Source organism: Saccharothrix australiensis, from assembly GCF_003634935.1.
Taxonomy (GTDB): Bacteria; Actinomycetota; Actinomycetes; order Mycobacteriales; family Pseudonocardiaceae; genus Actinosynnema; species Actinosynnema australiense.
Map to the genome: position 1 here is coordinate 1,821,581 of NZ_RBXO01000001.1, position 25,052 is coordinate 1,846,632.

General features: G+C 72.5%; 29 protein-coding genes and 2 tRNA genes. 19 read left to right on the forward strand and 12 right to left on the reverse strand.

Features of this window, described 5'->3' with window-relative positions:
* Window positions 1-28: 28 nt before the first annotated feature.
* The 4 genes from C8E97_RS08630 to C8E97_RS08645 all read left to right on the forward strand — a co-directional run bounded on the left by C8E97_RS08630 (window position 29) and on the right by C8E97_RS08645 (window position 3,307).
* Window positions 29-667, forward strand: a complete 639-nt coding sequence (locus C8E97_RS08630) for a YdcF family protein (RefSeq protein ID WP_170211695.1) — start codon at window positions 29-31, stop codon at window positions 665-667.
* A gap of 93 nt (window positions 668-760) precedes the next feature.
* Complete coding sequence (locus tag C8E97_RS08635) at window positions 761-2,017, forward strand: deoxyguanosinetriphosphate triphosphohydrolase (protein WP_121003274.1); 1,257 nt, start codon at window positions 761-763, stop codon at window positions 2,015-2,017.
* Between the two features lie 19 nt (window positions 2,018-2,036).
* Entirely contained in the window at window positions 2,037-2,282 is a 246-nt protein-coding gene (locus tag C8E97_RS08640) for a hypothetical protein (protein WP_147455033.1), read from the forward strand.
* Complete coding sequence (locus tag C8E97_RS08645; RefSeq protein WP_121003278.1) at window positions 2,261-3,307, forward strand: serpin family protein; 1,047 nt, start codon at window positions 2,261-2,263, stop codon at window positions 3,305-3,307. The genes C8E97_RS08640 and C8E97_RS08645 overlap by 22 nt, the downstream gene beginning before the upstream one ends.
* Here C8E97_RS08645 and C8E97_RS08650 read toward each other — a convergent pair.
* Window positions 3,277-3,483 (reverse strand): hypothetical protein, encoded by a 207-nt coding sequence (locus C8E97_RS08650; protein ID WP_147455034.1) that lies wholly within the window; start codon window positions 3,481-3,483, stop codon window positions 3,277-3,279. The genes C8E97_RS08645 and C8E97_RS08650 overlap by 31 nt on opposite strands.
* 105 nt (window positions 3,484-3,588) lie before the next feature.
* On the opposite strand from C8E97_RS08650, the gene C8E97_RS08655 reads away from it, so the two are divergent.
* Complete coding sequence (locus tag C8E97_RS08655) at window positions 3,589-4,155, forward strand: carboxymuconolactone decarboxylase family protein (protein ID WP_121003282.1); 567 nt, start codon at window positions 3,589-3,591, stop codon at window positions 4,153-4,155.
* A 190-nt stretch (window positions 4,156-4,345) separates the two neighbouring features.
* Here C8E97_RS08655 and C8E97_RS08660 read toward each other — a convergent pair whose 3' ends face one another.
* Window positions 4,346-5,245, reverse strand: coding sequence for a sigma-70 family RNA polymerase sigma factor (locus C8E97_RS08660; protein ID WP_121011125.1), 900 nt, complete (start codon window positions 5,243-5,245; stop codon window positions 4,346-4,348).
* A 25-nt stretch (window positions 5,246-5,270) separates the two neighbouring features.
* On the opposite strand from C8E97_RS08660, the gene dnaG reads away from it, so the two are divergent.
* The 3 genes from dnaG to C8E97_RS08675 are packed head-to-tail and all read left to right on the forward strand — an operon-like array spanning window position 5,271 to window position 8,471.
* On the forward strand, window positions 5,271-7,163 hold the full coding sequence (gene dnaG / locus C8E97_RS08665) for a DNA primase (RefSeq protein ID WP_121003284.1): 1,893 nt from the start codon (window positions 5,271-5,273) through the stop codon (window positions 7,161-7,163).
* Window positions 7,163-7,675 carry a hypothetical protein gene (locus tag C8E97_RS08670; protein WP_121003286.1) on the forward strand — a complete coding sequence of 171 codons (513 nt, stop codon included), beginning with the start codon at window positions 7,163-7,165 and terminating at the stop codon, window positions 7,673-7,675. The genes dnaG and C8E97_RS08670 overlap by 1 nt, the downstream gene beginning before the upstream one ends.
* A gap of 49 nt (window positions 7,676-7,724) precedes the next feature.
* Window positions 7,725-8,471 carry a trans-aconitate 2-methyltransferase gene (locus C8E97_RS08675; protein WP_121003288.1) on the forward strand — a complete coding sequence of 249 codons (747 nt, stop codon included), beginning with the start codon at window positions 7,725-7,727 and terminating at the stop codon, window positions 8,469-8,471.
* A 108-nt stretch (window positions 8,472-8,579) separates the two neighbouring features.
* Here the strand turns inward: C8E97_RS08675 and C8E97_RS08680 are convergent, their stop codons facing one another.
* Window positions 8,580-8,819: a hypothetical protein gene (locus C8E97_RS08680; protein WP_121003290.1), complete on the reverse strand. Its 240-nt coding sequence runs from the start codon at window positions 8,817-8,819 to the stop codon at window positions 8,580-8,582.
* Between the two features lie 137 nt (window positions 8,820-8,956).
* Between C8E97_RS08680 and C8E97_RS08685 the strand changes: the two genes are divergently transcribed.
* Window positions 8,957-9,028, forward strand: a tRNA-Asn gene (locus C8E97_RS08685).
* A gap of 66 nt (window positions 9,029-9,094) precedes the next feature.
* On the opposite strand, the gene C8E97_RS08690 is transcribed toward C8E97_RS08685, so the two are convergent.
* Window positions 9,095-9,763 (reverse strand): site-specific integrase, encoded by a 669-nt coding sequence (locus C8E97_RS08690; protein WP_246018765.1) that lies wholly within the window; start codon window positions 9,761-9,763, stop codon window positions 9,095-9,097.
* Here C8E97_RS08690 and C8E97_RS08695 point away from each other — a divergent pair.
* Window positions 9,753-10,223 carry an NUDIX hydrolase gene (locus C8E97_RS08695; RefSeq protein ID WP_121003294.1) on the forward strand — a complete coding sequence of 157 codons (471 nt, stop codon included), beginning with the start codon at window positions 9,753-9,755 and terminating at the stop codon, window positions 10,221-10,223. The genes C8E97_RS08690 and C8E97_RS08695 overlap by 11 nt on opposite strands.
* Here C8E97_RS08695 and C8E97_RS08700 read toward each other — a convergent pair.
* Window positions 10,211-10,765 carry an HD domain-containing protein gene (locus C8E97_RS08700; protein WP_121003296.1) on the reverse strand — a complete coding sequence of 185 codons (555 nt, stop codon included), beginning with the start codon at window positions 10,763-10,765 and terminating at the stop codon, window positions 10,211-10,213. The two genes, C8E97_RS08695 and C8E97_RS08700, sit on opposite strands and share 13 nt — an antisense overlap.
* A 1,499-nt stretch (window positions 10,766-12,264) precedes the next feature.
* On the opposite strand from C8E97_RS08700, the gene C8E97_RS08705 reads away from it, so the two are divergent.
* The 3 genes from C8E97_RS08705 to C8E97_RS08715 all read left to right on the forward strand — a co-directional run bounded on the left by C8E97_RS08705 (window position 12,265) and on the right by C8E97_RS08715 (window position 14,147).
* Window positions 12,265-13,110, forward strand: a complete 846-nt coding sequence (locus tag C8E97_RS08705; protein ID WP_121003298.1) for an oxygenase MpaB family protein — start codon at window positions 12,265-12,267, stop codon at window positions 13,108-13,110.
* Between the two features lie 84 nt (window positions 13,111-13,194).
* A tRNA-Ile gene (locus tag C8E97_RS08710) sits at window positions 13,195-13,269 on the forward strand.
* A 233-nt stretch (window positions 13,270-13,502) separates the two neighbouring features.
* The gene (locus tag C8E97_RS08715) at window positions 13,503-14,147 is read left to right on the forward strand and encodes a hypothetical protein (RefSeq protein ID WP_147455035.1); all 645 of its coding nucleotides are present in this window, start codon (window positions 13,503-13,505) and stop codon (window positions 14,145-14,147) included.
* Window positions 14,148-14,180: 33 nt separating this feature from the next.
* On the opposite strand, the gene C8E97_RS08720 is transcribed toward C8E97_RS08715, so the two are convergent.
* From C8E97_RS08720 to C8E97_RS08730, 3 genes are all read right to left on the reverse strand, one after another.
* On the reverse strand, window positions 14,181-16,157 hold the full coding sequence (locus tag C8E97_RS08720) for a carbamoyltransferase family protein (protein ID WP_121003302.1): 1,977 nt from the start codon (window positions 16,155-16,157) through the stop codon (window positions 14,181-14,183).
* A gap of 186 nt (window positions 16,158-16,343) precedes the next feature.
* Window positions 16,344-17,048 (reverse strand): hypothetical protein, encoded by a 705-nt coding sequence (locus C8E97_RS08725; RefSeq protein WP_121003304.1) that lies wholly within the window; start codon window positions 17,046-17,048, stop codon window positions 16,344-16,346.
* 53 nt (window positions 17,049-17,101) lie between these two features.
* Window positions 17,102-17,743 carry a Crp/Fnr family transcriptional regulator gene (locus C8E97_RS08730; protein ID WP_121003306.1) on the reverse strand — a complete coding sequence of 214 codons (642 nt, stop codon included), beginning with the start codon at window positions 17,741-17,743 and terminating at the stop codon, window positions 17,102-17,104.
* A 185-nt stretch (window positions 17,744-17,928) separates the two neighbouring features.
* On the opposite strand from C8E97_RS08730, the gene C8E97_RS08735 reads away from it, so the two are divergent.
* From C8E97_RS08735 to C8E97_RS35195, 3 genes are all read left to right on the forward strand, one after another.
* Window positions 17,929-18,780, forward strand: coding sequence for an NAD(P)-dependent oxidoreductase (locus tag C8E97_RS08735; protein ID WP_211346948.1), 852 nt, complete (start codon window positions 17,929-17,931; stop codon window positions 18,778-18,780).
* Between the two features lie 360 nt (window positions 18,781-19,140).
* The gene (locus tag C8E97_RS34360; RefSeq protein WP_170211698.1) at window positions 19,141-19,278 is read left to right on the forward strand and encodes a hypothetical protein; all 138 of its coding nucleotides are present in this window, start codon (window positions 19,141-19,143) and stop codon (window positions 19,276-19,278) included.
* Complete coding sequence (locus C8E97_RS35195) at window positions 19,275-19,424, forward strand: hypothetical protein (protein WP_211346949.1); 150 nt, start codon at window positions 19,275-19,277, stop codon at window positions 19,422-19,424. Before C8E97_RS34360 ends, C8E97_RS35195 begins: the two co-directional genes overlap by 4 nt.
* Window positions 19,425-19,567: 143 nt before the next feature.
* Here C8E97_RS35195 and C8E97_RS08740 read toward each other — a convergent pair whose 3' ends face one another.
* Both C8E97_RS08740 and C8E97_RS08745 read right to left on the reverse strand, forming a co-directional pair.
* Complete coding sequence (locus tag C8E97_RS08740) at window positions 19,568-19,756, reverse strand: ferredoxin (protein WP_425470497.1); 189 nt, start codon at window positions 19,754-19,756, stop codon at window positions 19,568-19,570.
* Window positions 19,756-20,955 carry a cytochrome P450 gene (locus C8E97_RS08745; protein WP_121003312.1) on the reverse strand — a complete coding sequence of 400 codons (1,200 nt, stop codon included), beginning with the start codon at window positions 20,953-20,955 and terminating at the stop codon, window positions 19,756-19,758. The genes C8E97_RS08740 and C8E97_RS08745 overlap by 1 nt, the downstream gene beginning before the upstream one ends.
* A 184-nt stretch (window positions 20,956-21,139) precedes the next feature.
* Between C8E97_RS08745 and C8E97_RS08750 the strand changes: the two genes are divergently transcribed.
* The 3 genes from C8E97_RS08750 to C8E97_RS08760 are packed head-to-tail and all read left to right on the forward strand — an operon-like array spanning window position 21,140 to window position 23,099.
* On the forward strand, window positions 21,140-22,012 hold the full coding sequence (locus tag C8E97_RS08750; protein ID WP_121011128.1) for an ABC transporter ATP-binding protein: 873 nt from the start codon (window positions 21,140-21,142) through the stop codon (window positions 22,010-22,012).
* Window positions 22,009-22,863 (forward strand): ABC transporter permease, encoded by an 855-nt coding sequence (locus C8E97_RS08755; RefSeq protein WP_121003314.1) that lies wholly within the window; start codon window positions 22,009-22,011, stop codon window positions 22,861-22,863. The genes C8E97_RS08750 and C8E97_RS08755 overlap by 4 nt, the downstream gene beginning before the upstream one ends.
* On the forward strand, window positions 22,860-23,099 hold the full coding sequence (locus tag C8E97_RS08760; protein ID WP_121003316.1) for a helix-turn-helix transcriptional regulator: 240 nt from the start codon (window positions 22,860-22,862) through the stop codon (window positions 23,097-23,099). Before C8E97_RS08755 ends, C8E97_RS08760 begins: the two co-directional genes overlap by 4 nt.
* A gap of 44 nt (window positions 23,100-23,143) precedes the next feature.
* Here the strand turns inward: C8E97_RS08760 and C8E97_RS08765 are convergent, their stop codons facing one another.
* Both C8E97_RS08765 and C8E97_RS08770 read right to left on the reverse strand, forming a co-directional pair.
* Window positions 23,144-24,292 (reverse strand): macrolide family glycosyltransferase, encoded by a 1,149-nt coding sequence (locus C8E97_RS08765; RefSeq protein WP_121003318.1) that lies wholly within the window; start codon window positions 24,290-24,292, stop codon window positions 23,144-23,146.
* Between the two features lie 134 nt (window positions 24,293-24,426).
* Entirely contained in the window at window positions 24,427-25,011 is a 585-nt protein-coding gene (locus C8E97_RS08770; RefSeq protein ID WP_211346950.1) for a TetR/AcrR family transcriptional regulator, read from the reverse strand.
* Window positions 25,012-25,052: the final 41 nt, after the last annotated feature.

A 25,052-nucleotide genomic window follows, 5' to 3' on the forward strand; every position in this document is an offset into this window, starting at 1 on the left:
CGCCGGCCGGGTGTGGGATCATCGTCGGGTGACCTTCCTGGCCCGGCTCCGCCGTCTGGTCCAACGCGCGCTGATCGGCGCCCTCGTGGTCGGGTTCCTCGTCGTGGGCGGCACCGCGTTCCGCGTGTGGCAGGTGGCGCGCGAGGACGACCGGACCCACGCCGACATGGCCGTGGTCCTCGGCGCCGCGCAGTACAACGGCGTGCCCTCGGAGGTGCTGGAGGCGCGGCTGGAGCACGCGCGCCGGCTGTTCCGGCAGGGCGTGGTGGAGTACATCGCCACCACGGGCGGTCGCCAGCCCGGCGACAACTTCACCGAGGGCGAGGCCGGCCGGATCTGGCTGGAGGAGCACGGCGTGCCCGCCGACCGCATCCTGGAGGTCGGTGAGGGCGCGGACACCCTGGGCAGCATCCGGGCGCTGGCCGCGGCGGCGCGGGCCAAGTCGCTGAAGACGGCGGTGATCGTGTCCGACCCGTGGCACTCGCTGCGCGCCCGCACGATGGCCGAGGACGAGGGCCTGGACGCGTGGACCTCGCCGACCCGCAGCGGACCCAACGTGCAGACGCGGGAGACGCAGCTGTTCTACATCCGGCGCGAGACCGGGGCGCTGCTCTACTACCACCTGATGAAGGCCCCGGTGGACGCGTTCGACGGCATCGTGCTCTGACGTGGCCCCGGCCGGATCGGGTCCGCGCGGCTCGGGCGCCTCGGCCGGCCGGACCCGTGCGCGCCGCGCGCCGGTGGTCCTTAGGCTTGGTCGATGAGCGATCGGTACACCGAGCACGACTCGGCTCGGATGGTCGTCGAAAGACCCAAGGAGGCGACGCTGGCCGGCGTGCGGGTGGAGCGGCGCACGCCGTTCGCCCGCGACCGGGCCAGGGTGCTGCACTCCGCCGCGCTGCGGCGGTTGGCGGGCAAGACGCAGGTCGTCGGACCCGGCGAGGGCGCCGAGGTCACCGGTGTGCCCCGCACCCGGCTCACGCACTCGCTGGAGGTCGCCCAGATCGGCCGGGGCATCGGGGAGGAGCTGGGGTGCGACCCCGACGTGGTCGACACCGCCGGGCTCGCGCACGACATCGGGCACGCGCCGTTCGGGCACAACGGCGAGCGCGCGCTGAACGACCTCGCCGGTGCGTGCGGCGGGTTCGAGGGCAACGCGCAGACGTTGCGCATCCTCACGCGCCTCGAACCCAAGACCGAGCGCGGGCTGAACCTGACCAGGGCCTGCCTGGACGCCGCGACGAAGTACCCCTGGCCGCGGCGTCCCGGCACGGCCAAGTTCGGCGCGTACCAGGACGACCTGGAGGTCTTCGACTGGGTCCGCGACGGCGCGCCCGGCGACCGGCGGTGCCTGGAGGCCCAGGTGATGGACTGGGCCGACGACGTCGCCTACTCGGTGCACGACGTCGAGGACGGCGTGCTCGGGCACCGGATCAGCCTCGCGTCGCTGGGCGACCCGGAGGAGCGCGCCGCGATCGCCGAGCTGGCCGCCAAGCACTTCTCCGACCAGCCGGTGTCCGCGCTGGAGGCCACGGCGGACGAGCTGCTGCGGCTGCCGGTGATCGCCGAGCTGGCGGATTACGACGGGTCGCCGCGGGCCCAGGTGGCGCTCAAGCGGCTCACCAGCGAGCTGGTCGGGCGGTTCGCGTCGGCGGCGGTCAGCGCGACCCGCGACGTCCACGGTGACGGGCCGCTGTCGCGCTACGCGGCCGACCTCGTGGTGCCGCCCCTGGTCGCGGCCGAGGTCGCGCTGCTCAAGGCGGTCGCCGTCCGGTACGTGATGAGCGACCCGCACCGCCTGCGGATGCAGGAGCGGCAGCGCGAGCTGATCACCGAGCTGGTGCACCGGCTGCTGGACCGCGCGCCCGAGGCGCTGGACGCCGCGTTCGCGCCCGCCTGGCACGCCGCCGCCGACGACGCGGCCCGGCTGCGGGTGGTGGTGGACCAGGTCGCCTCGCTCACCGACGCGCAGGCCGTGGCGTGGCACCTGGCGAACGGCTCCTCCGTTCCGCTGTGATCGGTGGCACACTCGGGGTATGGCCGAGGAGTCCACGCGACCGCCGGGCCGACCGTGGCCGTGGCGCAGACCAAGCCGCGACCCGGTGTACGCCGGCGACGTGACCGACGAGGGCTGGACCGACGACCCGGACGACGGGTCCGCCGGGGTGCGCGAGCCCCGGCGGCCCAAGCCGCTCGGGCCGTCCTCGGGCGCCGGGGAGCGCCCGATCCCGGACGACCCCGTGGCGGTGGAGGCGAGCCAGTGCCTGATCGAGCGCACCTGAGGTTCGTCCTCGCCCTGCACGACGCCATCGCACCCGATCGCGGTCGCAACGCGTGCTGGTCGCCGTACTCGGTGGCCGCCGCGCTCGGCATGGTCGCCCGCGCCGCGCGCGGCACGGCGCGGCGCGAGGTCGTCGCGCTGCTCGGCGAGGACCACGCCGACCTGCTCAAGGCGTCCGACGTCGGCGACGACGCCGAGTCCGCCGTCGCGAACACGCTGTGGGTGTGGGAGGGGTTGCCGCTGCGCGAGGACTTCCTCGCGGAGGTGGCCGGGTGGCCGGGCGGGCGGGTCCGGTCCGCGCCGTTCCGCGCCGATCCGGGTGGCGTGCGCGAGGTGATCAACGCCGACGTCGCCGACACCACCAGGGGCCTGGTGCCGCGGCTGCTGCCGCCCGGCGCGATCACCGCGGACACGGTGGCGACGCTGGTCAACGCCCTGTACCTGAAGTGCGCGTGGGCCGAGGAGTTCCCGGCGCGCGACACCGCGCCACGGCCGTTCCGGGGCGCGGGCGACGTGCCGACGATGCGGCTGGAGACCACCCTGCGCTACGGCCGGACCGCCGGCTGGGAGGCCGTCGCGCTCGCGGCGCGGGGCGGCGTGGAGGCGGTCGTGCTGCTGCCCGCCGGCGACCTCGGCTCGACCGAGGGGGTGCCGGGGGTGCTGGACGCGCTGGACCGGCAACGGGTGGAGCTGTTCCTGCCGAAGCTGGACCTCGCCGTGCCGACGGCCCTGGGCGACGCGCTGCGCGCGGTCGGGGTGCGCGCGGTGTTCACCGAGGACGCCGGGCTGACCGGGCTGAGCCCCGACCCGCGGCTGCGCGTGGACGAGGTGCTGCACGAATCCGTGCTGCGGGTGGACGAGCAGGGGTTCGAGGGCGCGGCCGCGACCGCCGTGACGATGCGCCTGACGTCGGTCGTGGAGCACCCGCCGGCGCGGACCGTGCGGGTGGACCGGCCGCACCTGCTGCTGGTGCGGCACGCCGGCACCGGCGCGGTCTACTTCCTGGCCCAGGTCGCCGCGCCCTGATCCGGGAAGCGGAGCTGGAGCCGCATCCCCTCGCCGTCGCGGCCGGGCAGCGCGCACAGCAGGACGGAGCCGCGCTCGCCGTGGCGGACCCGGACGGCGCACGAGTCGCCCGCCAGCAGGGTGCCCGCGAGCATTCCGGCGGCTTCCGGGTCGAGTTCCAGGGTCAGACTGGTCATGGGAATCGACGCTATGCCCTCCGTCACCACCAACCCAGTCACCTGAAGGTGTCACGTTCCGCGCGCCCGTCCCGTCCCCGGTGTGGAACCGAGACAGGAGGGGACATGCCCAGGATTCCGTTGCTCACGACCCGAGAGGCGAACCCGCTGGTCAAGCTGGCGTACTGGTTCTCAAGGCGGAAGTTCGGCGCGGTGCCGGAACCGGTCGCGGTGACCGCGCACCACCGCAAGCTGATGATGGCGAGCGCGCGTCACGAACTCGGTGTCGAAGGGGCCGCGAAGACGCTGCCGGCGTCGTTGCGGGACCTGGTGGTGTACGCGGCGGCGGCCAAGCTCGGCTGCTCGTGGTGCGTCGACTTCACCGCCATGCTGATCAAGCATGAGGGGCTGGACGTCGACCGGCTGCGCGAGATCCACACCTACCGGTCGTCGGACAAGTACACCGAGCTGGAGAAGCTGGCGCTGGCCTACGCGGACGCGATGACCGAAACCCCCATCACGGTGACCGACGAGCAGGTCGCCGAACTGGAGGAGCGGCTGGGGCGCGCCGGTGTGGTCGAGCTGACCTACCTGATCGCGCTGGAGAACCACCGCGGCCGGTTCAACTCGGCGCTGGGGATCACCGACCAGGGCTTCACCTCCGGCGACGCGTGCCGGGTGCCGATGCCGTGAGCGGGCCGGGTGCGGTCGGCCGTGCCTGCCGGACGGCCGACCGCACCCGGCTGATCGCGTTGTGGACACACGCTCCCGTGTAGCGCTGATCACAGTCGTGCACATCACAGTTGTGCACATCACGGCCGAGCACCGCCACGGTCGCGCACCGCCGGGTCGAGCGGTGCCGGACCGGGTGCCGCCGGGACGATCAGAACCGGACGTGCTTGAGCTTGTCCGGGTTGGCGAAGTCGTAGAACGCGGCCACCTTGCCGTCGCGCACCACGAACGTGCTCACGCGGGCCGCCAGGTCGTCCCGCGCCCGCACCTTGATCCCCAGCTCGCCGTTGACCAGCACCGCCTCGCCGCCGTGCAGGCCCCCGTACCGCCGCACCAGGCCCAGCGCGAACCGGGCGACCTTCTCCGCGCCGGTGATGACGTTGATCGCCGTGCGCGCCTTGCCGCCGCTGTCGCCCACCACCACGGCGTCCGGGTGCAGCAGGCCGACCACCGCGTCCACGTCACCGGAGGCCAGCGCCGCCAGGAACCGCTCCAGCACCTCGCGCTGCTCGTCCAGCGCGACGCGGGGCGGCGGGGGAGCGGCCGACGCCGCGCGCCTGCCCCGCGAGGCGTGCTGGCGCGCCGTGCCGACCGTGCAGCCCAGCGTCTCGGCGATCGACTCGAACGGCACCCCGAACGCGTCGTGCAGCACGAACGCCACCCGCTGCTCGGGCGTGAGCCGGTCGAGCACCACCAGCGCCGCCATCCGCACGCCGTCGTCGCGGACCACCGACTCCAGCGGGTCGTCCTCGAACGACGTGACCAGCGGCTCGGGCAGCCACTGGCCCACGTACTTCTCCCGCCGCACGGCCGCCGACCGCAGCCGGTCCAGGCAGATGCGCCCCACGACGGTGGTCAGCCAGCCCCGCAGCTCCTGGATGTCCTCCCGCGCCCGGTCCGACAGCCGGGTCAGCCGCAGCCACGCCTCCTGCACCGCGTCCTCCGCGTCGGCGACGCTGCCGGTGAGCCGGTAGGCGACGCCGATCAGGTGCGACCGGTGCTCGGTGAAGGTGGCGGCCAGGGTCTGCTCGGCTGCGGTCACGCACCCCAGTCTGCCGGCACTAGACTCGCCCACCGTGGCAGGACGAATCCGGGACAGCGATATCGCGTTGGTGCGGGACCGCAGCCGGATCGACGAGGTCGTCGGCGACCACGTCTCGCTGCGGCGGGCGGGCGGCGGCGCGCTGAAGGGCCTGTGCCCGTTCCACGACGAGAAGTCGCCCAGCTTCAACGTGCGGCCCACGCACGGCACGTTCCACTGCTTCGGCTGCGGCGAGGGCGGCGACGTGATCGCCTTCGTGATGAAGATCGAGCACCTGGGCTTCGTGGAGGCCGTCGAACGGCTCGCCGACCGCGCCGGCATCCAGCTCACCTACGAGGGCGGCGGCGCGACCATCCAGCGGGACCGGGGCACCCGCAGCCGCCTGATCGAGGCGCACCGGGCCGCGGCCGAGTTCTACGCCGAGCAGCTCGCGACGCCGGAGGCCCTGCCCGCCCGCGAGTTCCTCGCGCAGCGCGGGTTCGACGAGTCCGCCGCCCGGATGTTCGGCTGCGGTTTCGCGCCCGCCGGGTGGGACCGGCTGACCAAGCACCTGCTCGGGCGCGGGTTCGAGCTGACCGAGCTGATCAAGGCGCAGCTGTCCAAGGAGGGCAGGCAGGGCCCGATCGACCGGTTCCACCGCAGGCTGCTGTGGCCGATCCGGGACATGGGCGGCGACGTCGTCGGCTTCGGCGCGCGCCGGATCTTCGACGACGACCAGATCCAGGCCAAGTACCTCAACACCAGCGAGAGCCCGATCTACAAGAAGTCCCAGGTGCTGTTCGGGCTCGACCTGGCCAAGCGGGAGATCGCCAAGCGCAGGCAGGCCGTGGTGGTCGAGGGCTACACCGACGTGATGGCCATGCACCTCGCGGGCGTGCCGACGGCGGTCGCGTCCTGCGGCACGGCGTTCGGCGCGGATCACATGAACGTGCTGCGCCGCCTGCTGATCGACGACGACCTCAACGGCGAGGTGATCTTCACCTTCGACGGCGACGCGGCCGGGCAGAAGGCGGCGCTGAAGGCGTTCGAGGGCGAGCAGCAGTTCTCCGCGCAGACCTACATCGCGATCGCGCCCGACGACATGGACCCGTGCGAGCTGCGCCAGGCCAAGGGCGACGTGGCGGTGCGGGACCTGGTGGCGCGGCGCACACCGCTGTTCGAGTTCGCGATCCGGACCCAGTTGCAGGCGTACGACCTGGACTCGGTGGACGGCCGCGTCGAGGCGCTGAAGAAGATGGTCCCGTTCGTGGCGCAGATCAAGGACCGCGCCAAGCGGGACGGCTACGCGACCAAGCTCGCCTGGTGGGTCGGCTGGGACGACGAGTCGGCCGTGGTGCGGCGGGTGCGCGAGACGGCCACCGGGCGGGCGCCGGCGAAGGGCCGGTCGCGCCCGGTCGACCCGAACCAGGGCGCGCTCGCGGTGGAGGTCGACGGCCCGGCGCGGCCCGACCCGCGCGACATGCGGCTGTGGCACCAGCGCGAGGCGCTCAAGGTCGCGTTGCAGCTGCCGGAGATGGCCGGGCCGTACTACGACTCGCTGCCCGACGAGGCGTTCACGCACCCCGTGTACCAGGCGCTGCACCGGGCGATCCGGGAGGCGGGCGGCGCGTCCGGCGGCCTGTCCGGTCCGGCGTTCGTCGACGCGGTGAGCAGGCAGTGTGACCAGCAGGCCGTGCGGTCGGTGCTGACCGAGCTGTCCGTCGAGCCGTTGCAGGTGCGGGCGGACGACGAGTACCGGTACGTGCAGAGCGTGCTGACCCGGTTGCAGCAGCTGCTGGTGGCCGCGCAGATCGTGGAGATCAAGTCGCGGCTGCGGCGGGTGTCGCCGGTCGAGGAGGCCGACGAGTACCGGGCGCTGTTCGGCGACCTGATCGCGCTGGAGGCGTACCACAAGGAGCTGGGCGAACAAGCGGTGGGCGGGCTGTGATGGGGCTGTGGCGCAGGCTGTTCGGCACGGGCGCGCCCGACGGGTTCACCGGTGCGCTGGCGTCCGACGAGCGCGTGCTGGCGTCGGCGGCGACCGGTGACGGGTTCCTGGTCGCGACCACGCTGGGGCTGTGGCTGCCCGGACCGCGGCGGCTGGGCTGGCACCTGGTGTCGAAGGCCACGTGGAGCGGCACGGCGTTGACCGTGGTCGAGGCGGAGGAGGACGGTGCGGCGGGCGAGGCCGTGCTGCTGCGCGACCTGCCGCCGCACCGGTACGCGCTGACGTCGCCGGGCAAGGTGCCCGAGGTGGTGCACGCGCGGGTGACCGGGTCGATCCGGTCGCGCGAGCGGAACGACGGGCTGGGCGCGTGGTTCGTGCAGCGCAAGGTGCCCGGTCGGGACGGCGTGGTGCTCCAGGTGCGGCCGGACGAGGGCGCGGACGTGGCGCGGGTCCGGCAGGTGGCCGCCGAGGTGGCGGCGAAGATCGCGCGGTTGAGGGCTGCCGGCCGGTAGCAGTACGGGCGTACTGTGAGGGGCGTCCGCAGCGCTACGGGGGGTGCCCATGTGGAGTCCGGCGAAGTACCTGGCGTTCGGCGACCACCGCGCGCGACCGTTCCACGACCTGCTGGCCGGGGTCGGCGCGGAGGACCCGCGCCGGGTGGTCGACCTGGGCTGCGGTCCGGGGACCCTGACGGCCGTGCTGGCGCGGCGGTGGCCGTCGGCGGTGGTGGAGGCGCTCGACTCGGCGCCGGAGATGGTGGCGGCGGCGCGGGAGCGCGGGCTCGACGCGCGGGTCGGGGACGTGACCACGTGGCGGCCCGCGCCGGACACCGACGTGGTGGTGGCCAACGCGGTGCTGCACTGGGTGCCGGGGCACGAGGACCTGCTGCGGCGGTGGGTCGGCGAGTTGCCTTCCGGGGCGTGGCTGGCGGTGCAGGTGCCGGGCAACTTCGACGCGCCTTCGCACGCCCTCACGCGCGCCTTGGTGGCGTCGTCGTGGCCGTCGCTGGTCGGTGTGGTGCCCGAGGCGCCGGTGCTCGACCCGGTGGGCTACGCGGGCGTCCTGGGCGCCGCGGAGGTGGACGCCTGGGAGACCACCTACCTCCAGCGGCTGGAGGGGCCGGACGCCGTGCTGGAGTGGCTCAGCGGGACGACTTTGCGGCCCGTGCGCGCCGCGCTGGACGACGCGGGGTGGGCGGAGTTCCGGGGTCGGTTGGGGCCGTTGCTGCGCGAGGCGTACCCGGAGCGGGCGGACGGGACGACGTGGTTCCCGTTCCGCCGCGTCTTCGCCGTGGCGCGGGTGCGCTGATCCGGTGTGCGCTGATCCGGTTTGCACTGGTGCGGCGCACGCTGCCCCGTGCGCGGCCGTCCCCGGCCGGGTGCCGCTCGATCGCCGTCGCGCCGGTTCCGACGCCGCTCAGGTGGCGTTCGCGCGCGGGATCACGGGGTCCGGCCGGTGACCGTTGGTACGGGCCTCGGACCGCCGCCCGAACCCGGTCTTCTCGCTGACCTTGGCGCGCACGATCCCGGCCGCGCCCTGCACCGCGGGGTGGTCGGCGACGGCGTGGAACGCCCGAGCGATCTGCTCGTACCGCTCACGGCCCGCCCGAGCACCGAGCACGTAGCCGACGGCCGCCCCAAGCAGGATGCCCTTCATGAGGTCTCCTCTCCTCCCGTCGTGCCTGGTCACACCCCATCCCGTCGCAACAGGAGGGGGGTGTGCACGAGCACTGTTCCAGATGCGCTAGAGTTGTGTCCCGTCAGGCCGAGAGGCCCGGCGCGACAACCGAACATTCCCCCTTAGCTCAATGGCAGAGCATTCGACTGTTAATCGAAGGGTTACTGGTTCGAATCCAGTAGGGGGAGCTTAGCCCCAGGTCAGCACCCGTCCACTGTGGACGGGTGCTGACCTGTCTACGTCCAGCCCATGCTTTACCCACACCCTTGGTGACGACTCGGCGGCTCTGCGATCACCTCCAGGATGGCCGCCGCGCCCGTCCGCGAAACCTTCCGCTTGAAGTACCTGTCCTGGGTCATGGACACCTTGGCGTGGCCGAGCTGGTCCGCGGCGGCCCGAGCGGACAGACCTGCGTCGTCCATCATCGACGCCACGGTCTTGCGGTAGACGTGGCTCGTGACCCAGGCGTAGCCGGCCGCCTCGAACACCTCCTTCAGGTCGGCGTTGGTGTTGGACGGGTCACGCAGGCCACCTCTCGGGGCGGTGAACACCGGATCACCCGGCTGGGCGTCCGCCGGGCGACGCGCCCGTAGCATCGCCACCGCCCATGAGGGCAACTCGATCGTCCGGTAGCCGCTCTTGCTCTTCGGCGCGGGTTTGATGATCAGTCCCACGCCTCTCACCCGTACGACCGTGCCGCGCACTTCGACCGCGCCCGCGTCGAGGTCCACCGCGTCCCACACGATGGCTGCCCTCTCGCCGATCCGGAGACCACTGGCGGCCATCATGTCCGTGAAGTCCGGGAGGTCTCGGGCGACGGCTTTCTTGTCCGCCGCGATCTTCGCACGCAGTTCCCGAGCCTGATCGATTTCGAGAGCACGGGCGGGTTTGTCAGTACTCTCGATAGAGGCCGTGAGCCGCACCGACCACCTCAACGATCCGGACGCGCCCCAGGCGACCAGCATCCGCGTGGCCGTCAGCGCGGTAGTCCGCGACCAGGCCGGGTGCGTCCTGCTGATCCGGCGCACGGACAACGACAAGTACGCCATCCCCGGCGGCGGCCAGGAGCCGGGCGAGACCCTGACCGAGGCGGCCGTCCGCGAGGTCTTCGAAGAGACCGGCGTCCACGTCGAGGTCACCACCCTGGTCGGCCTCTACTCCAACCCCGCCCACGTCATCGCCTACGACGACGGCGAAGTCCGCCAGGAATTCTCCATCTGCTTCCGCGCCCGCCCACTCGGCGGCGAGCCGCGCACCAGCGACGAGTCCAAGGAAGTCCTCTGGGTGAAGCCCACGGATCTGGACGACCTGGACATCCACCCGTCGATCCGCCTGCGCATCGCCCACGGCCTGACCGACGACCGCGACCCCTACTTCACCTGAGCGCCCCGCAACCGAGCCTCGGTACGCTCCACAGCCGCCACCAACTCCGGCCGGGCCTCCCGGATGAACCGAGTAACCAGATCATCCGGCCCGTACCGCCGCTCGATCTCGGCGATCCGTTGCTGAACGTCGACCAACCCACCATCCGGCCCGGTCGTCATGTCCGCCCACCACAACGCATCCCGAACCGCCGTACCCTCATCCGCCCAGGCCGCCAAGTCCTCCGACAACCCCCGCGACGACGCCTCCCCGCGCGCGCACGAGTGGTGAGCCACCAGCCCACACACCCGCTCAGGCATCCCCAGCTCGGTGAGGTACAACGCCCCGTCGACCGGATGAAACCCGGTCCGCGCGATCGCAGGCGCGTAACCAACGTCGTGCAACACCGCGGAGGCAACCAACACATCGAGGTCATCACCCTCGAACAACCCACCGGCCCGCCGAGCCCGCTCCGCAACAGCCCGCACATGCACCCACCGCCGAGGCACCACGTCCTGCAACAGCTCGCCGGCCACCGAGTAGGCCCAAGCCACAAGCTCCACGCCGACAGCGTATGGCGTACCCGCAATCCCACCACACGGCACTCACCGCGTGCACTGACGAATTCAGCTTTATGGGATCAAGGCGCGCCGCCGGCGGCGGCGCGCTGGGCAGTCGCGTCACGCAGTCACCGACTCACGTTGGCACCGACTCCCCGCATCGCGGCCCGCCGGGCTCCCGCTCCGCTCCGCCCGGCGGCCGCGCGCGGAGTCGATGCACGCGGCTAGGTCCAGCACGCCACCGCAGACGGACCACCCACGACGGCGACAAGAACCCGTCCACGAACAGATGACGCACGCTCACGACCCACCCCCGCGTGCGCGGGGAGACTTGCCGCCAGCGGTGCGGGTCACCGTGCCGCCGGGAACACCCCCGTGTGCGCGGGGAAGACCGTCAGGGCCACAGTGGAGTCGCCGGGCGGGATGGACCACCCCCGCGTGCGCGGGGAAGACCCGAAGGTGACTTCGATGAGCACAGCCACCTGGGGACCACCCCCGCGTGCGCGGGGAAGACCTTCGGCGGGACCGGGAGCTGCACGACCGTGGCGGACCACCCCCGCGTGCGCGGGGAAGACACTTCGCCACCAGCGACTTTAGACCAGCCTCCACCCGTTTTCATTCGGTGCATCCCAGTTTCGAAATCACGTGTACCGGGACCACCCTCCACCCCGCCGATGACGAACTCGCCGTGCGGACGGCCGACCTGCCGGCGAACACGAACAGCTTGCGCGGGCTGTCCCCACGGAGGCCCTGGGATTTTTTAACACCGCGCCGACGGCATCAAGGGCGCTGCGCGTCGCTGCGCGATGGCCTGCGGCCACCCTTGACACCGTCGACCCGACGCTAACCGCGGCAAGGGCCGGGGGACAGGGGGCGACAAGCCCACCAACACCACCGGACCCGTTGTCGACAGGCGGTTAGGAGGCGGCAATGCGCGGCACCAGGATCAACAGCCCCGGACAACTCGCACTCTGGGGACGCTACGAGCTGGAGGACCAAGCCGTAGGTCACGCCAGCCGACGCCGTTCCGCCCTGCCGGCGCCCAGCCAGACGGGACAGCAGCAGCCGGCCATGCGGGTCGCGGCTCCGCGAATGGCGCTGACTCCGACGTTCCGACAGCCGGTCAGCCTGACGCCTCTGTTCCGGGCACCGGCAGCGCCGCACCCATCGGCCATGATCGTCGCGATGCTCAACCCGGTACAAACGTCGATAGACAACAGAGATCAACGGTCTACAGTGTCCATTTGCTGGCGCGAAGCGCCCAGGTCACGGCAAGTGACAGCGCATGACGACAGAAATCAAAAAGAGTGGATCTTAAATCGAAGGGTTACTGGTTCGAATCCAGCAGGGGAGCCACGGCCCAGGTCAGCGACCTGGGCCGCAGTCGTCTCAAGCGCATGGTCCGGTGTACCCCGCGGAAACCCCGGCGGAGTGTCCTTGGGCCGCTGGAAACCACCCGATCGTCACTGCTCGACGGGTGACGTGTGCGGCACCCTGGCACCATGCCGGACCGTTTCGCCAACCTCCGCCTCATCAGGTCCCTGGACCCCGAACGCGACCACCAGCGCATCCTGCGCTTGTCGTCGGGCTACGAGTTCCCGTGGGACTACGTCCGGGCGTTGGAGTTCGCCCTCTTCAAGACCTACTGCGTGCCGTCGATCTCCGGGCTGCTGGCCGAGACCGGCGAGTTCGAGCGGCGGGCGCAGAAGCGTTACGACGACACCGCGCTGCTGATGGCGGAGCTGGTGGACCACGGTTACGACTCGCCGCGCGGCAAGGAGGCGTTGCGGGTCGTGAACCGGCTCCACGGCCGGTATGACATCGCGAACGACGACATGAAGTACGTGCTGTCGACGTTCGTCTACGAGCCGATCGACTGGTTGACGCGGTACGGCTGGCGGCTGTTGACCGAGCAGGAACGGCTGGCGGCGTTCCACTTCTACCGGGCCGTGGGCGCCCGCATGGCGATCCGGGACGTGCCGGACACCTACGAGGGGTTCCGGGCGTTCAAGCGGGCGTACGAGCAGGAGCACTTCGTCTACCACGACACCAACCGGCGGATCGGTCAGTACACGGTCGACCTGTTCTGCTCCTGGTACCCGCTGCCGAAGGCGTGGACGTCCGGAGCGGTCCGGGCGCTGCTCGACGACCGCATGGTGAGGGCCTTCGGCTTCACCGCCGCGCCACCGTGGCTGGGCCCCCTGCTCCGCACCGCCCTCCACCTCCGCGCCCGAGCGGTCCGCCTCCTGCCACCCCGCAGGACACCACGCCTGACCAACGACCCGGACAACCGCACGTACCCCGGCTATCCGCGCGGCTACCGGCCGTCCGACCTCGGTGCCCCGTAGCGGGTTGCATACGGCTTGGTCACGTGGTGCCGGGTTGTCGAGACGCGGCGACCGCTGATCTGTACTCTCCTGAACCGCACATCAGGGGCTGTAGCTCAGCTGGTCAGAGCAGCGGACTCATAATCCGTCAGGTCGTGGGTTCGAACCCCACCGGCCCCACCGTTTCGGCTGGTGGCGATGGTGGCGTTGATCCCTGTCATGATCAACGCCGCGCTTCTGCCACCTTCAACCCGGTTGCGGAGCTCGTGCCGAGTCACCGTGTCGGGCCCGCCCCTGAGCACGTCGCCGATCGACAGGGTCGCTGCCGCGAAGCCGGATCACGGGGTGGTCGAGCGGGCAGCTGTTCTCCGAAGACGGGGCCTGCGTCGGGCTGCTGCGGCTAGGTTGGCGCTGTGAGCGGTAGGACGTCCGACGAAGTGTTCGACGCCTGGAGGAGGGCTCTCGGCGAATCGGCCTCGACCAAGGAAGCCGCGGAGGCTTGGCGGCACCGCCGGTACCGGTTCGCGCACCGGTTGGGCGCCGCGTTGGTGGGTGCGCAGGCCGACGGCCGGCCCTCGGTGGTCGGGCATGTCGTGTACGGGGTGTGGCTGGAGTGGGGGTTGTTGTACGTAGGGCAGACGGGCAAGGCGGAACGCCGGTTGCGGGATCTTGCGGTCGGGGAGAGCCACCACCTCGCGAACACCTTCCCGCCCGAGATCTGGCACCGGGTGGTCGTGGTGTCCTGGCCGCGGTTGCCGGAAGCTGCCGAGTTGTCCGGGGTGTTCGGACCCGGCGACATCAGCCTCGGGCTGGAGCACCGCTTGCAGGCGTGGCTCGGCCCGTTGGCGAACGCGTCCCGCCGGACGTCGGACGGTCGGTGGCGGTCGGTCGACTGGGTGCGCAGCGACTCCGTCGGGGCACGGGTCGGTCGCCGGATCGACCGCCTGTTCTCGGCTGTGCAGGACGTCTGGCAGGAGGCGTCCCGAGCCGAGGCGAGCACCGGCGACGGGGCCGGCGTCTACCGGGTCGTCCGTCCGGCCGCCCTGCTGGCCGAGTGATCCCGTCGCCACGCCGACCGGCACGGACCGCGTTCAGGCGGCGTCCTTCGGCGTCAACGTGAAGAAGCGGCGCTGCCACAGGGTGATCAGCTCGGCCCGCATGGCCGGTGTCAGGGGGGTCCACGTGTTCAGCGGGCTGGTGCCGTCCGCCTTCGACAGCAGTTCGAACACCTCGGCGGAGACCTTCGCCCGCGGTCCCGCCGAGTACGCCAGGTAGATCTCGCCCTCCGGCTCGGTCCCCGGCCGCCAGTCCTTGACCAGCCTCGTGTCCGGGCGGAACTCCAGGATCAGGTCGTCGAGGGCCTCGGGTAGCGGGGTCCGGCGTCGGATGAGGGAGTTCTCGACCACCAGGACGTCGATCTCCGTCGTCAGGAAGGTCGTCACGGCGTCGTCGACCGTCTGGACGATCGGCTCGGCGTTGTTGTTGAACGACGTGTTCAGCAGCACCGGCGTCCCGGTCAGGGCCCCGAAGCGGGTGATCAGCGCGTGGAACCTCGGGTTGGTGTCCTCGTGCACCACCTGCACCCGCGCGGTGCCGTCGACGTGGGTCACCGCGCCCAGCCCGGCGCGGTGCGGTTCGCGCACCCGCACCACGAACGACATGAACCCGTGGTCGGCGGCGGTGTCGGTCAGGTCGAAGTAGGTGTTCGCCGCTTCCGCCGTCACGGCCGGCGCGAAGGGGCGGAAACCCTCCCGCTTCTTCACCATCGCGTTGATCCGGTCGCGGTTCGCCGCGGGTCGCGGGTCGGCGATGATGCTGCGGTTGCCCAGCGCCCTCGGCCCGAACTCCGAGCGCCCGGCGGCCCAGCCCACCACCGCGCCCCCGGCCAGCAGCTGCGCCGTCGTCGCCACGATGTCGGCCGGCCGCTCCACCGCCACGACGCCCGACCACGCGGCCAGCCGCCGCTCGACCTCGTCCGCCGTACCGAGCGACGGGCCCAGCGACGCGCCGCGCAGGCGGGTCGGCGTGTGCGGCCTGCCCAGGCTCCGTGCGGCGACGATGGCCGCGCCCTCCGCCGCCCCGGCGTCGTGGGATGACGGGTGGACGAAGACCTCTTCGAACAGCCCCGAGCGCAGGATGCGGCCGTTCAGGCTGCTGTTGTGCGCCACGCCGCCGGTGAAGCACAGGCGGGTCGCGCCGGTCCGCCGCGCCCAGTGCGTGATCACGTGCATCGCCAGCGTCTCCAGCGCTTCCTGCAACCCCGCCGCGAAGTCCTTGTGCTGCCCGGTCGGCTCCTCGCCGGCCCGGCGCGGCCGGAAACCGATGTCCTCGAACGGCCACAGCGTCGGGTTGATGTCCGGGATCGACGGCGTCAGCGTGTAGTCGCCGTCGTCGTGGAGGGTGTAGAGGCGGCGGAACAGGGAGCGGTAGGTCGCCGGGTCCCCGTACGGAGCCAGGCCCATCACCTTGTACTCGTCGCCGAAGCCGTAGCCGACCTGGCCGATGGCGTCCTGGTAGAGGATGCCCAGCGACTGGGGGATCGAGTACGTCCGCAGCTCCGTCAGCTCGCCGCCCTCGGCCCGGTAGACCGTGCCGGAGGCCAGCTCGCCCCGGCCGTCCATGACCACGACCAGCGCGTCGGACATGCCGGAACGCCCGTAGGACGACCACGCGTGCGCCAGGTGGTGCGGCGTGAACAGCACGCGGTCCTCGGGCAGGTCCCACGCGAACCGGTCGCACAGCAGGCCCCGGATGACCTCACGGGCGTAGCGGATCGGCTGGGTGGGGGTGACCGCGTGGTGGTTCGCCAGCGCCAGGTCGGCGAACCGGTGGTCGAAGTAGTAGCTGATCGCGTCGACCTCGTGCGGTCGGACGCCCGCCACGTCCAGGCAGGCCCGGATGGCGCCGGCGGGGAAGCGGTTGGTCTTCTTGATGCGGTTGAAGCGCTCCTCCTCGGCCGCGGCCACCAGTTCGCCGTCTGCCACCAGGCACGCCGCCGCGTCGTGGGCGTAGTTGTGGTAGAGCGCCGGCACCAGGTCGAAGTGACCACTGATCCCCAGAGTCAGCATGGAGCCACCGAACCACGGGTGTCGGGGGTGGTCACTCCGCTGATCGGCTCGCCGCCGGTCGTCCGGCGCGGCGCGCTTCGGCATGGCGAACCGGCCGGTCGGACCGCGTGCCCGGCGCGGTAGTCCGACGGGAGCGCCCGCCGGGCGTGGCGCTCCGGTTCGACCGTGCGGCCGGTCGGACCGGGCTCAGCGCGGCGGCGGTACGCCCAGGTGGATGCCGCCGTGCACGTCACCCGCCTGCACGCCGTAGAACGACCCGTTCACCACGTTCACCACCCGCCCGTGGCCGGCCGGCGGCGTGCCGGTCGGACCCGGCTGCGGCGCACGCGTGTCGTAGCCCGGCACGCGCACCCACGCCGTCGCCGAGAACTCCTTGTCCCGCACCGCGAGCGGCGCGAAGTCGGTTCGCCGGACGTGCCTCGTGTAGTCACCGCCGAACGCCGCGCGCAGCACGCCGTCGGACACGATCAGCGCCGTGGCCGCCCCGGCGCACCGCGCCACCAACTCCTTGAACGCCGGCGCGTCCAGCAGCCGGCACAGCGCGATCTTCGCCGCGTAGAGGCCGGGCCGAGGCCCGACCGGACCCACCTCGACCGCCAGCCGCAGCCGGATGTCGGGCTTGCGGTGCCGGTTGTGCTCCGCCGCCGACCCGTCCAGGTGGTGCGCCGCGTCCAGCACCGCGCCCAGTCGCCTGCTCGACAGCGTCAGCAGCGCACCGTCCCCGGTCGGCTCCCACTCCACCACGTCGGACCGCCCGACACCGGCGGTGGCGAGCGCGGCGCGGACCATCCCGTCCACCGCCGCCCGCACGGTGTCGAGGTGGTACCCCTCGTTCCGCGTCGAACCCACCACGTCGACGCCCAGCAGCGCGCGGTGCTCAGGAACCTCCATGCGGGTGATTTTCCGCCCGGACCGGGCCGTCGTTCTCCCGGAAACTGCGGACATCAGCGGTCCAGCGCGCGGGCCAGCGCCGCCGGGTCCGTGAGGGTGAAGCTCAGCCGCGCGGTGCGCAGCAGTCCCTTCGCCCGCAGCGAGCCCAACGCGGTTTCGACGCTCTTCTCCGACGCGGCCACGGCGTCCGCGAGGTCGCGCTGGCTCAGGCCGTCCAGCCGCAGCCCCGCGTCGGTCGGGCGGCCCAGCTCCGTCACCCACTTGAGGAGCACCGACGCCACCCGCGCGGGCACCTCGCGAGTCTGCGCGAGCTGGCGCTCGTCGGCGTCGCGCTGCCGCTTCAGGATCGTCTGGTCGACCAGGGCGCGCACGTCGTCGCTCTGCGCCCGCAGGCGCACGAAAGCGCTTGCGGCCAGATGCACGGCCCGACCGGGGGACAGCGCGACGACGTGCGCGCTGCGCGGCCGCCCGGTGATGACGCCGAGTTCGCCCACCATCGCGCCCGGCCCGAGCAGGCTGACCAGCGGTTCCACGCCGGGCCCCGGCAGCAGCGCCTTCACCAGGCCGGACTCGATCAGCAGGACCTCGTCACTGTCCGTGCCGGCGGTGATCAGTCGTTCACCCTTGCGGAACGGGGCGGACCGCCCGGCGGCGCGGATCTCCGCTCGGCCCCGGTCGGGAGCGTGGTCGGGCATGACGCACCATCGTGCCGATGCCCGTCGCCGTCGTGGGTCGGAATCCACCGCGTTCACACGTTCAGGTGAGAGATTCGCCCGGAGCGCCCAACGCGGAGCCGGTGCTGCGGGCGGCCGGCCCGGACGGGCACCGCCGGCCGCGGCGAGCACTTGATCGGTCCGGCGCCCGCCACCACGATGGTGCGGTGACGAACGGACGACCGCCGGTGACCGTGCTCGGCCTCGGCCTGATGGGCGCCGCGCTCGCCGCCGCCTTCCACCGCGCCGGGCACCCCACGACGGTGTGGACGCGCTCGGACCGGCCGGGCCCGGACGGCACGGTCCGGGCGGCCACGGCGGCGGGCGCCGTCGCCGCGAGCCCGCTGGTGGTGGTGTGCGTCCTGGACTACCGGGCGGCCGAGCGGGTGCTCGACGGCGACCTCGAAGGCAGGACCGTGGTCAACCTGACCACCGGCACGCCGGAACAGGCGCGCGAGCTGGCCGCGCGGGTCGCCGGCCGGGGCGGCGCGTACCTCGACGGCGCGATCCTGGCCAACCCGTCCGGGGTCGGCTCGCCCGCCACCCCGGTCTTCCACAGCGGACCACCCGAGGTGTTCCGGGCGCACGAGCGGACCCTCGCCGCGCTGGGCGCCTGCACGCACCTCGGCGCGGACGTCGGCCTGGCCGCGCTGTACGACACCGCGCTGCTCGGGATCGTGTACCCGGCGGTGACGGGGTACCTCCAGGCGCTCGCGCTGCTGGGCCGGGAAGGCGTGTCCGCGGCGGAGTTCACGCCGCTGGCGCAAGGGGTGCTCGCCGCCTTCCCCGCGCTGCTGCCCGCGATGGCCGCGCAGGTGGACAGCGGTGACTACGTGACGGGGGAGGCGCGGCTGGACATGCAGGTGGCCGCCGTCGAACCCCTGATCGAGGGCGGGCGGGCGCGCGGCGTGGACACCGGGCTGCTGGAGCACGTGCGGTCGCTGATGGCGCGGGCGGTGGCGGCGGGCCACGGCGCGGCGGACTACTCCGCCGTCGTCGAGGTGCTCCGCGCGCCCTGAGCGGACCCCGCTCGCGCCGAGCGGCGAAAGCCCCGCTCGTTCCCCGTGCGGTGCGGGACCCGCTCGCCCCGGAGTCACGAGCGGCCCTGACCGAGGCCGCCGACAGGGGGCTGCCCGGAACCCCGGTCGAACGCCGCGACGGGGCCGCCCGAACCCCGCGAGCGCAACCGGCCGCCCGAACCCCGCGAGCGCAACCGGCCGCCCGGTCGCGGTCGGGTCAGTCGACGCACGGGATGTCGTCGGGGACGGCGGCGGCGGACGGCGGGGTGGGCTCGGCCGCGGTGGCGGTGCTCGGCGGCGCGGGCTCGGACGTCGACGGTCGCGGCGGGCTGGCCGTCGCGGCGGTGCGCGTGGGGGAACGTGGCGGCGGAACAGGTCTTCGTCGACGAGAGAGGCAGACGTCGCGGGCTGATGGGCGTGCTCGGCTTCGGCCGCGCTGCCGGGCTGCTGGGCTTCGCGGGCGTCATCGCGGCCACGGTGTTCGAGCACCTGCCGTGAGGGCGCACTGGGTCTCGCTGCTGGTCGGGTTGGTGCTGCTGCCGTTGCTCGCGCCCGCGTTGGACGTGTTCGTGGTGCACGGGGCGTTCATCGCGGACGCGCCCTGGGCGATCGCGGTGTGGGGCGGCTTCATGCTGTGGTGGTGAAGTCGCTGGTCACCGCCTTGCACGGTACGCCGGTGCGGTGGCAGTCGGTGCGGGCTGGCCGAGGTGGGCGCGCGGTAGTGCCGGCGGGGTGGCCCGCCCGTCGGGAGAGGGTCGCCGGAGCAGGGCGCCGGCGACCCGTTCGCCTACTCGATCACGCGGATGGCGCCCGCGGGACAGAGGTGTGCGGCCTCCCTCGCCTCCTTCTCGTGCCCGACGGCGGTCGGGTCGAGCAACACCACGGTGCCGTCGACCTCGTCCTGGTCGAACACGGCTGGATCGGTGAGCGCGCACATGCCGGATCCGGCGCAGCGGTCCGGGTCGACCTCGATCATCATGAGAACTCCACTGGCAGACGGTGTACGCCGTAGATTCCCATGTCGGTCCTCATCGGCACCTCCGACGCGGGGATCGCGAGCCTCAGGTCCGGGAACTCGGTGAACAGCGCCCGGAACGCCACCCTCATCTCGATGCGCGCCAGCTGCTGCCCGAGGCACTGGTGCACCCCGTGGCCGAAACCGACGTGCCCGGTGGCGGGCCGGTGGATGTCCAGCTCGTCCGGCCGGTCGAACCGGTTCGGGTCGCGGTTGGCGGCCGGCACGGAGATCACGACCGACTCGCCCTCCTTGACCGTGACCCCGCCCAGCTCCAGGTCCTCCAGCGCGGTCCGGATCGGGCCGAGCTGGATGATCGACAGGTAGCGCATCAGCTCTTCGACGGCGTTGTCGACCAGGCTCGGGTCCGCGCGCAGCTCCGCCAGCTGGTCCGGGTGCTGGAGCAGCGCGAGCGTGCCGATGCCGAGCATGTTCGCCGTCGTCTCGTGCCCGGCGACGAGCAGGAGGAGCCCCATGTTGGTGACTTCCTCGTCGTTCAGCTCGCCGCTCTGGATCAGGCCGGTGAGCATGTCGTCGCCGGGGTCGTCGTGCTTGCGCCGCACGAGGTCGGCGACGAACGCCTTGATCCGGTTGAAGGCGGCCTGGATCTCCTCGAAGTCGTTCGACAGCTTGAACGACGTGCCCGTGTCCCGCTGGAACCCCTCGCGCTCCTCGTACGGCACCCCCAGCAGTTCGCAGATCACCATCGACGGCACGGGCAGCGCGAACGCCTGCACGAGGTCGACGCCCGGGCCCGCCTCCCGCATCGCGGCCAGGTGGTTCGCGACGATCTGCTCGATCCGGGGCGTCAGCTGGTTCATCCGCCGGACGGTGAACTGCCCGGTGAGCAGCTTGCGGTACCGCGAGTGCTCCGCGCCGTCGGTGGTGATGAACATGCCCGGCTCGGACGGTGGCGACGGCGGGACGACCTGGCCGCCGATGCGGATCGGCGAGTGCTGGAGCTCGGGCCGGTTGCTGAACCGCTGGTCGGCCAGCACGGCCCGCGTGAGCGAGTGGGACGTGACGAGCCACCCCAGGTGCCCGTCGGGGAACTGGAGCCTGCTGATCGGCTCGGTCTCGCGTAATTCGCCCAGCCTGGTCGGCGGGTCCAGCGGGGAGCTGCGCTCCATGGGCAGCTCGGGATGCAGTGTTTCGGTCATCTCGCACACCTCCCAGTGCGTTCGGGGACCTCCTTTGCAAGCTACAGAAGTTTCACGAACCCGTGAAGTAAATATGCCGTAAGGATGATGGCTAGTACGGCTGATAGCAGGTGTGCTACAAACTGGCCTGGAACTTCTACAGGGGGAGGTGGGTGTCCTGGTCATCGAGGTGCGCGACCTGCGGATGCGTTACGGCACCGCGGACGTGTTGCGCGGAGTGGACTTCACGGCCGGGCGAGGTGAGGTGGTCGCGCTGCTCGGGCCCAACGGCGCGGGCAAGACGACCACGATCGAGATCCTGGAGGGCTTCCGGGTGCCCTCCGCGGGGCGGGTGCGGGTGCTCGGCGTCGACCCGGCCAAGGGCGACGAGGCGTGGCGGGCCAAGCTGGGCGTGGTGCTCCAGTCCTGGCGCGACCACTCGCGGTGGCGCGTGCGGGAGCTGCTGGACCACCTCGGCCGCTACTACCAGCCCTACGGCACGCCGGACCGCGCGCGGCCGTTCGACACCGACGAGCTGATCCGCACGGTGGGCCTGGAGGAGCACGCGCACCAGAAGAGCGCCAAGCTGTCCGGCGGCCAGCGCCGGCGGCTGGACGTCGCGATCGGCATCGTCGGCAAGCCCGAACTGCTGTTCCTGGACGAGCCGACGGCCGGGTTCGACCCGCACGCGCGGCGCGAGTTCCACGACCTGGTGCACCGGCTGTCCGACCTGGAGGGCATGACCATCCTGCTGACCACGCACGACCTGGCCGAGGCGGAGAAGCTCGCCGACCGGATCCTGGTGCTCGCGGGCGGCCGGATCATCGCCGACGGCAGCCCGGACCAGCTCAGCAGGCAGGTGTCCGGGCAGGCCGAGGTGCGCTGGACCGAGCACGGCGAGCGCCACGTGCACGCCACCGACGACGCCACCGGGTTCGTGCGGACGCTGCTCGCCCGGCACAGCACCGGCATCTCCGACCTGGAGGTGCGCCGCAGCACGCTGGAGGACACCTACCTGGCGCTCGTGCACCGGCACGAGAGCGGCCAGGCGGACGTGGAGGAGGTGGCCGCGCTGTGAACGCCGACCTGCACGCGTTCCGGCTCGGGGTGGACCGGGGGTGGCGCGAGTTCCGGCACTCCCTGGGCAGCTCGGACCAGTGGTTCAACGTCGTCATCGGCATCGCGTACCTGACGGTGCTGCTGTTCCAGCGCGGCTCCGCCGTGGACGGCACCACGCTGTCGCTGGCCGCGCTGACGCTGCCGAGCATGGTGGGCATGTCGGTCGCGTTCGGCGGTCTCGTCAGCCCGGCCGGCCAGCTCGCGCTCAACCGCGAGGACGGCACGCTGCTCCGCGCCAAGGCGATCCCGCACGGCATGGTCGGCTACCTGGTCGGCCGGGTCGTGCAGACCTCGCTGGACATCTTCCTGGCCCTGCTCATCGTCCTCGTCCCCGGCCTGCTGGTGGTCGAGGGGCTGTTCCGGACCGGGCTGGGCGGCGTCCTGCTGCTGGTCGCGGTGCTGGTGGCCGGGTTGCTCGCGACCCTGCCGTGGGGCGCGGTGGTCGGCTCGCTGGCCAAGAGCCCCCAGGGCGCGGCCGGCCTCACGATGCTGCCGATGATGGGCATCGTGGCGATCTCCGGCATCTTCTACCCGATCACGGCCCTGCCCGGCTGGCTCCAGTGGGTCGCGCAGCTGTTCCCGGTGTACTGGACGGGGCTGGGCGCGCGGTCCGCGCTGCTGCCCGACTCGGCCGCGGCGGCCGAGATCGGCGGCTCGTGGCGGACGCTGGAGACGTTCGGCGTGCTGGGGGTGTGGGCGGTGGTCGGGCTCCTGCTCGCGCCTGTCATCCTGCGTCGGATGGCCCGGCGCGAGTCGGGCGCCGACATGGAGCAGCGCCGCCAGGCGGCGCTGACGAGGGGCATGGGGTGAGCGAGACCGTCTTCAACCGGATCGCGATGCTGCGCGCGGAGCGCGGCGTCTCGCGCCGGCAGCTGTCCGAGGCGTTGGGCATCCACTACCAGACCGTGGGCTACCTGGAACGCGGCGAGTACAGCCCGAGCCTCTACCTCGCGCTGCGCATCGCGCAGTACTTCGAGGTGCCGGTGGAGGTCGTGTTCTCGACCGACCCGTTCCCCCGGCTGGGCAGCGAGGAGCGGTCCGCCTGAGGCGGAGGGGGCGGCGCCGACCGGCGCCGCCCCCGTCCCCGTGCTCAGCCCAGCGCTCCCTCGATCACGTCGGCCGCCGCCGCGGTGCCGCCCGCGGCCCGGACCTCCGCCCGGAACGCCGCCAGGCGGGCCGCGACCTGCTCGTCGCCGGCCAGTTCGAGGACGGCGGCGCGCAGCGCCTCCGGGGTCGCCTCCTCGCGCGGCAGGTGCCGGCCGAGGCCGAGCTCGGCCACCCGCACGGCGTTCATGACCTGCTCGTCGATCGTCGGCACGCCGACCATCGGGACGCCGTGGTAGAGCGCCTCCATCGTGCCGCCCATGCCGCAGTGGGTGATGAACACCTTGGCGTGCGACAGGATGTCGAGCTGCGGCAGCCAGCGGTGCAGCTCGACGTTGGCCGGGATCCCGCCGAGGTCGGCCGGGTCGACGTGCTTGCCGATGTTGATCACCACGTGCCAGTCGAGGTCGCCGAACGCCGCCAGGCACGCCCGGTAGAACGCCGGGTCGTCGGTGTAGGCCGAGCCGAGCGAGATCAGCAGGACCGGCCGGCCGTCGGCGGGCGCGTCCCAGCCGCCCTGGAACGACCGGTCGCCGATGCACGGGCCGACGAAGGTGTACTTGTCGGCCACCCGCTCGCCGTACTGGAACGACCGCGCGATGCTCACGACGGCCCGGTCGGGGTCGCCCACGAACGCCTGCGGGTCCATGTCCACGCCCTCGGCGCGCAGCCACGCCCCGATCTCGGCGTGGACCGCCTTCATCTCGGGCGTCTCGTTGACCTCGCCCATGTCCTCCTCCCAGCCCTCGTAGGCCACGAAGGTGGGGGAGAACTGGATGGCGGGCACACCCCAGCGGGCGGCGAGGACGCGCGCGGGCCACGCGCCGATGTCGTACACGACCACGTCCGGGCGGTCGTCGGCGTAGGCCGCGGCCAGGACGGGCAGCAGGGCGACGGCCTCGTCCAGGAACAGCTTCATGGCGGGCGCCATCCCGGTCGGCCACTGCCCGTCCTCGGCGGGCAGGGTGGTCGGGTAGGCGACCGGCGTCGCGCCGGCGTGCTCGACCGCGGCGCGGAAGGCCGCCGGCACGGCGTAGGTGACCCGGTGGCCGCGCGCGACGAGTTCCGCCACGACGGGCAGCGTCGGGTTCACGTGGCCGTGGCCGGGGATGTTGAAGAAAGCGATGTGCGACAAGGATCTCTCCGGTGATTCCGAGGATGGCTCAGGAGCCCCGTCACGCGGTGCGCGCGGGGGCGGGCGGCTGAGCCGGAATCAGAGGTAGAAGACCTTGAACGCGAACATGGGCCAACGGTAGCGCGGCCGTCGAATCATTTTCCGAGCACCGCTCGCAACGCGATCCGGACGGCGTCGACGAGCTCGGCCCGGCTCTCCGGCGTGCCGGGCGCGGGCGCGTGCGCGGCGCCCGCGCCGACCAGGCGGTCGAACAGCAGGCCGTCGAGGAACGCGACCAGGTCGCGCCCCCTGCGGTCGGCGTCCGGCACGCCCGCCCGTTCGAGCAGCTCCCGTGCGCCGGCGCGCACCCGGTCGCCGTGCGCGAGGATGCCGCGCAGCTCCGGGTGGCGGGTGGCCTCCAGCAGGCACGCGTACCGCGCGAGGACGCGTTCCCGACCGGTGGTCATCCAGTGGTCCAGCAGGTGCCCGATGGACCGGGCGAACGCGTCGGCGTCCACCGGGCCCGGTCGGTCGGCGTCGGCCGCCTCCGCCTCGTCCTGCTCGGCCAGGCGCGCCACCACGCCCTCGACCAGCGCCTTCCGGGTGCGGAAGTAGGCCGAGGTGGACCCCTGCGGCAGGCCGGCCTCGGCGTCGACGGCGCGGTGGGTCAGGCCGCGCATGCCCCGCGTGGCGACCACGTGGACGGCCGCGTCGGCGATGGCGGTCATCCGGTCGGACACGGACCACCTTCCCTTCTACACCTGTAGAGTACGGGTCCTCT

What these genes read in the sequence shown, in the direction of transcription:
- C8E97_RS08750 (WP_121011128.1), top strand. Translation starts at nt 21,140, where the DNA reads ATGCGTTACGGCACCGCGGACGTGTTGCGCGGAGTGGACTTCACGGCC.
- C8E97_RS08635 (WP_121003274.1), top strand. Translation starts at nt 761, where the DNA reads ATGAGCGATCGGTACACCGAGCACGACTCGGCTCGGATGGTCGTCGAA.
- C8E97_RS08705 (WP_121003298.1), top strand. Translation starts at nt 12,265, where the DNA reads ATGCCGGACCGTTTCGCCAACCTCCGCCTCATCAGGTCCCTGGACCCC.
- C8E97_RS08655 (WP_121003282.1), top strand. Translation starts at nt 3,589, where the DNA reads ATGCCCAGGATTCCGTTGCTCACGACCCGAGAGGCGAACCCGCTGGTC.
- C8E97_RS08745 (WP_121003312.1), bottom strand. Translation starts at nt 20,955, where the DNA reads ATGACCGAAACACTGCATCCCGAGCTGCCCATGGAGCGCAGCTCCCCG.
- C8E97_RS08725 (WP_121003304.1), bottom strand. Translation starts at nt 17,048, where the DNA reads ATGGAGGTTCCTGAGCACCGCGCGCTGCTGGGCGTCGACGTGGTGGGT.
- C8E97_RS08670 (WP_121003286.1), top strand. Translation starts at nt 7,163, where the DNA reads ATGGGGCTGTGGCGCAGGCTGTTCGGCACGGGCGCGCCCGACGGGTTC.
- C8E97_RS08650 (WP_147455034.1), bottom strand. Translation starts at nt 3,483, where the DNA reads ATGACCAGTCTGACCCTGGAACTCGACCCGGAAGCCGCCGGAATGCTC.
- C8E97_RS08720 (WP_121003302.1), bottom strand. Translation starts at nt 16,157, where the DNA reads ATGCTGACTCTGGGGATCAGTGGTCACTTCGACCTGGTGCCGGCGCTC.
- C8E97_RS08640 (WP_147455033.1), top strand. Translation starts at nt 2,037, where the DNA reads ATGGCCGAGGAGTCCACGCGACCGCCGGGCCGACCGTGGCCGTGGCGC.
- C8E97_RS08730 (WP_121003306.1), bottom strand. Translation starts at nt 17,743, where the DNA reads ATGCCCGACCACGCTCCCGACCGGGGCCGAGCGGAGATCCGCGCCGCC.
- C8E97_RS08675 (WP_121003288.1), top strand. Translation starts at nt 7,725, where the DNA reads ATGTGGAGTCCGGCGAAGTACCTGGCGTTCGGCGACCACCGCGCGCGA.
- C8E97_RS08680 (WP_121003290.1), bottom strand. Translation starts at nt 8,819, where the DNA reads ATGAAGGGCATCCTGCTTGGGGCGGCCGTCGGCTACGTGCTCGGTGCT.
- C8E97_RS08740 (WP_425470497.1), bottom strand. Translation starts at nt 19,756, where the DNA reads ATGATCGAGGTCGACCCGGACCGCTGCGCCGGATCCGGCATGTGCGCG.